This window comes from Micromonospora sp. CV4, assembly GCF_003667455.1.
In the GTDB taxonomy this organism is placed as follows: domain Bacteria; phylum Actinomycetota; class Actinomycetes; order Mycobacteriales; family Micromonosporaceae; genus Micromonospora.
Window position 1 is genome coordinate 1 of record NZ_RCVI01000098.1, and the last position, 4,441, is coordinate 4,441.

A 4,441-nucleotide genomic window follows, 5' to 3' on the forward strand; every position below is an offset into this window, starting at 1 on the left:
GGCTGCGGCCGACCGCCGTCGCGCCCCGGCGCAGCCGTCCGCCCGGCCGCAGCCCCTGGTCGGTGCCGCTGGCCGTGGTGCTGGTGCTGCTCGGCGTGTTCGCCACCGGCGCGGGGCTGGGCCGCTCGGTCGGCCCGCTGGACTGGGCGCCAGCCGGTGGTGACCGGCCGCCCCGCAGCGAGACGGTCGGACTGTCGGCCAGCCGTCCGGTGCGCCTCTCGGTGCCGGCGATCAAGGTCGCCGCCCCGGTGGCCCCGGTCGGGCAGGCCCGGGACGGCTCGATCGCCGTACCCCCGCTGGAGCGGCACAACGAGACCGGCTGGTACGACCGCGGGCCCACGCCCGGCGAGCCCGGCCCGGCGGTGATCGTGGGGCATGTGGACACCAAGAGCGGGCCGTCGGTCTTCTACGACCTGGGCAAGCTGAAGCCCGGCGACCTGGTCGAAGTGGCCCGGGCGGACCGGTCGACGGTGGTGTTCAAGATCGACACGGTTGAGCACTTCCCGAAGGACCACCTGCCCGCCGATCGGATCTACGGCCACGACGGACCCCCCGGCCTGCGTCTGATCACCTGCGGCGGCCAGTTCATCGGCGGCCGCACCGGCTACGCCGACAACGTGATCGCCTTCGCCACCCTGCAGTCCTCCCGCACGCCCTGACCCCTAAGTCGTGATCGACACGGGATCGGCGATATCGGGGTGTCCCGCCGGCTCGGACACCCCGACATCAGCGATCTGGAGTGGATCGACGTGCGGGCCGTGCGGTCAGGGCTGCGGGACCTCCAGGGCCACCTCGAACTCCAGCAGGCTGGCGCCGGTGGCCACCGGCGGGCGGGGCTTCTCGCCGGGGGCCGCGGCGTGTGCGGCGCGGGACGGTCCGGCGGCCCACGCCTGGTACGCCTCCTCGGTCTCCCAACGGGTGTAGACGAAGTAGCGGGTCTCGCCGGCCACCGGCCGGAGCAGCTCGAAGCCGAGGAAACCGGGGGAGTTCTCCACCGTCCCGGCTCGGGCGGCGAACCGCTTCTCCAGTTCGGCGCCGCCGCCGGGTGGGACCTCGATTGCGTTGATCTTCACGACTGCCATCTGCCCACCCTAGCCACCACCCGCGGCCCGGGAACGGAACTCAGAACGCCTCGACCACGGGGACCAGGTCGGCGTCGACCACGATCGGGGCGTGATCGGAGGGGCCCTTGCCCTTGCGGGCCTCCCGGTCCACGTACGCCGAGCGGACCGCCCGGGTGAACGGCGCCGAGGCGTACACCAGGTCGATCCGCATGCCCTTGTTCTGGTGGAACATCCCGGCGCGGTAGTCCCAGTACGTGAACGGGTGCGGTCCCTTCATCGGGGTCGGCACGACGTCGCTGAGCCCCAGGTCGCGCAGTGCCGCGAGAGCGGCCCGTTCGGCCGGCGTGACGTGCGTGGAGTGGGTGAAGACAGCCGGGTCCCACACATCCGCGTCGGTCGGGGCGACGTTGAAGTCGCCGCAGACGGCCAGCGGCAGCCCGCCGGCCAGCTCCGCCTCCAGCGCGTCGCGCAGCGCCGCGAACCAGGCCAGCTTGTACGCGTAGTGCGGGTCGTCCGGCGTCCGGCCGTTGGGCACGTACACCGACCAGACCCGCACCCCGTCGCAGGTGGCGGAGATGGCCCGGGCCTCCGGCTCGGGAAAGCCGGGATCACCGGCGAACCCGACCCGGACGTCGGTCAGGCCGACCCGGGACAGGATGGCCACCCCGTTCCACCGGCCGTCGCTGTGGCTGGCCACGGTGTAGCCGAGCTCGCCCACCTCGGCCACGGGAAAGGCGCCGTCCGGGCACTTGGTCTCCTGCAGGCAGACCACGTCCGGCTCGGTGCCGGCCAGCCACTCCAGCAGCCGGGGCAGCCGGGCCTTCACCGAGTTCACGTTCCACGTCGCCAGGCGCATGTCTCCAGCCTGCCGCATCCGGCCCCGCGACGCCGGGTCAGCTGCCCGGGGTGTCGCCGGGACGGGTCTGTTCGGCGAGGAACCGTTCCAGCTCCGCGCCGAGTTCGTCGGCGGTGGGCAGCGGGCCGGCCTCCGCGGCGAGCAGGCTCTTCTCCCCACGGCCCCGGGAGAACGCGTCGTACTGCTCCTCCAGGGCCTGGACCAGGGCGGCGGCGTCCTCGGTCTGGGCGACCTGCCGGTCGATCTCGACCCGGACCACCTCGGCGGCCGAGCGCAGCCCGTCGCCGGGCAGCAGCAGCCCCGTGCTGCGGGACACCGAGGTGAGCAGCACCTCGGCGGCGGCCGGGTACTCGGTCTGGGCCACGTAGTGCGGCACGTGGGCGGCGAAGCCCAGCGCGTCACGGCCCTGCTCACCGAGGCGGAACTCCAGTAGGTGACCGACGCTGCCGGGCACCTGGACGCGTTGCAGCCAGGGCTCGTACCCGGCGATCAGCTCGGGCCGGGTGGCGTGCGCGGTCACCCCGGTCGGCCGGGTGTGCGGCACCGCCATCGGGATCGAGTTGAGCCCGACGGTGAGCCGGACGTCCAGACGGGCGGCGAGCCCGGCGACCGCTGCCACGAACCGCTCCCACTGCAGGTCCGGCTCCGGGCCGGTGAGCAGCAGGAACGGGGTCTCGTCGTCGTCGTGCAGCAGGTGCAGCTCGAGCTCGGGCGCGTCGACGCTCTCCCAGTGGTCCTCGACGAAGGTCATCACGGGACGGCGCGAGCGGTAGTCGAAGAGCTGGTCCACGTCGAAGGTGGCGATCGGCCGGCTCTCCAGCGAGGTGAGCAGCTGCTCGCGGGCCAGCCGGCTGGCGTTGCCGGCGTCCACGAACCCGGTGAGGGCCTGGATCATGACCGGTTGCCCGAGGTCGGGCAGATCGTCGGTGAGCTGGTAGAGCTCGTGTGGGTCGAGCACCGGTGCGGACCTCCCTGGAATGTGCCTACGGGATGCCGACGCGACGGACGGCACCCGGTTCGGGCAACGTACCCGCCATCCTGGTGCATTCCTGCTTCGGGCGATCCGTCGCCCGGTGGATGGGCTCGACCGGACTAATCACCCGATTACGCCGGCAGGGTGGCCCTACTGGCCGATCGGCCGAGGGCGGTTCGGCCCAAAGGCCGAGTTTGTCGATCATGTCGGTGCTCGGGGCATGATGTCCGTCTCTGTCACGGATCGTGCCGCTGCGCGTGCCCCACCGGCTTTTTCCGGTACGCGAGGTCCCTTCCCCGGGCGGGTCGACCCACCCCGGTCGTCCACCAGGACCGCCCCGATCTGTGGCGAGCGCCACGTGATCACCGTGGGTGATCGGCGTGGACGCCTGCCTAGCCTCGTCTGATGCGTGACGACGGCACCCTCGACGACCCGAACGCCCCGAGCACCCCCACTGCCGATATGGAGGATGGCACCTCAGCCGAACGGACAACCGCCGCGAGCCGGCTTCGGGCGTACGCCCGGGACCTGACGGGTCGACGTCGGGCGCAGGTGGCGCTCGCCACCGGTGTGGTCTGCTGCCTCGGCCTTGCCGCCGTCGTGCAGGTCAGCGACCAGAGCGCCGGCCCGGTGGCCCGCGATTCGCTCGCCGGGAGCTCCGAGCTGGCGCAGCGCGCCGAGCAGCAGCGTGCCTCCCGTGGCCTGGATCGGGCGGCCACTCCCGCCGCCGCCCCCTCCTCCGCCGACCCGGACACCACCCGGTCGGCGCGCAAGGCCGCCCCGGCGCGACCGACCGACCCGGCCCCCGTCGCCGGGCTGGACGAGGACCAGATGGAGAACGCCGAGGCGATCGTCCGGACCGGCCGCAAGATGGGGGTCCCCCGCCGTGGCCTGGTGATCGCGGTGGCCACCGCCATGCAGGAGAGCAACCTCTACAACGTGGCCAGCGGCGTGCTGCCCGAGTCGCAGGACCACCCGCACCAGGGTGTCGGCTGGGACCACGACTCCGTCGGGCTGTTCCAGCAGCGCTCCAGCAGCGGCTGGGGGCCGGTGGGGCGGCTGATGGACCCCGAGTTCGCCACCCGGCAGTTCCTCAGCGCGTTGGAGCAGGTGCCCGGCTGGCAGCAGATGCGGCTCACCGACGCCGCCCAGGCGGTCCAGGTCTCCGCGTACCCCGAGCACTACCAGCAGCACGAGTGGCGGGCCAACAGGGTCGTCGACGCCATCGTGCCGGCCGGGCGGTAACCTACCGCCCACTATGGACGGTTGGGGTTGAGCCTGTCGGGTCCCGGGTACATCCGTTGCGGGTACGGGGTACACATGACACAGGGATCACCGACAGGAGGACGTCATGTCACTGATGCAGCGGATCAGCATGTTCCTGCGATCACCCAAGGGGCAGCAGCTGGTCGACCGGGGGCGGCGCGAGCTGGCCAAGCCCGCCAACCAGCAGAAGCTCAAGGGGTTGGCGGCCCGGCTGTCCAACCGCCGCCGCTGAGCGCCCCACCGGCCGTCCCGCCCGCCGCACCGACCTGGGGAGAGACCCGG

The 4,441-nt window shown here is 72.7% G+C and carries 6 protein-coding genes; 3 read left to right on the forward strand and 3 right to left on the reverse strand.

What is annotated here, in order from left to right:
* The first annotated feature begins 2 nt into the window (after positions 1 to 2).
* Positions 3 to 659: a class F sortase gene (locus EAD98_RS00805; protein WP_121652183.1), complete on the forward strand. Its 657-nt coding sequence runs from the start codon at positions 3 to 5 to the stop codon at positions 657 to 659.
* Between the two features lie 105 nt (positions 660 to 764).
* On the opposite strand, the gene EAD98_RS00810 is transcribed toward EAD98_RS00805, so the two are convergent.
* The 3 genes from EAD98_RS00810 to EAD98_RS00820 are packed head-to-tail and all read right to left on the reverse strand — an operon-like array spanning position 765 to position 2,878.
* Complete coding sequence (locus EAD98_RS00810) at positions 765 to 1,082, reverse strand: antibiotic biosynthesis monooxygenase (protein ID WP_121652184.1); 318 nt, start codon at positions 1,080 to 1,082, stop codon at positions 765 to 767.
* A 40-nt stretch (positions 1,083 to 1,122) separates the two neighbouring features.
* Positions 1,123 to 1,920, reverse strand: a complete 798-nt coding sequence (locus EAD98_RS00815; protein WP_121652185.1) for an exodeoxyribonuclease III — start codon at positions 1,918 to 1,920, stop codon at positions 1,123 to 1,125.
* Positions 1,921 to 1,957: 37 nt separating this feature from the next.
* Positions 1,958 to 2,878 carry a proteasome assembly chaperone family protein gene (locus tag EAD98_RS00820; RefSeq protein WP_121652186.1) on the reverse strand — a complete coding sequence of 307 codons (921 nt, stop codon included), beginning with the start codon at positions 2,876 to 2,878 and terminating at the stop codon, positions 1,958 to 1,960.
* A gap of 420 nt (positions 2,879 to 3,298) precedes the next feature.
* On the opposite strand from EAD98_RS00820, the gene EAD98_RS00825 reads away from it, so the two are divergent.
* Together EAD98_RS00825 and EAD98_RS31145 are read left to right on the forward strand one after the other, a co-directional pair.
* Complete coding sequence (locus tag EAD98_RS00825; RefSeq protein ID WP_199723189.1) at positions 3,299 to 4,138, forward strand: peptidase M23; 840 nt, start codon at positions 3,299 to 3,301, stop codon at positions 4,136 to 4,138.
* Between the two features lie 106 nt (positions 4,139 to 4,244).
* Positions 4,245 to 4,391, forward strand: a complete 147-nt coding sequence (locus EAD98_RS31145; protein WP_199723191.1) for a hypothetical protein — start codon at positions 4,245 to 4,247, stop codon at positions 4,389 to 4,391.
* The last annotated feature ends 50 nt before the right edge of the window (positions 4,392 to 4,441 follow it).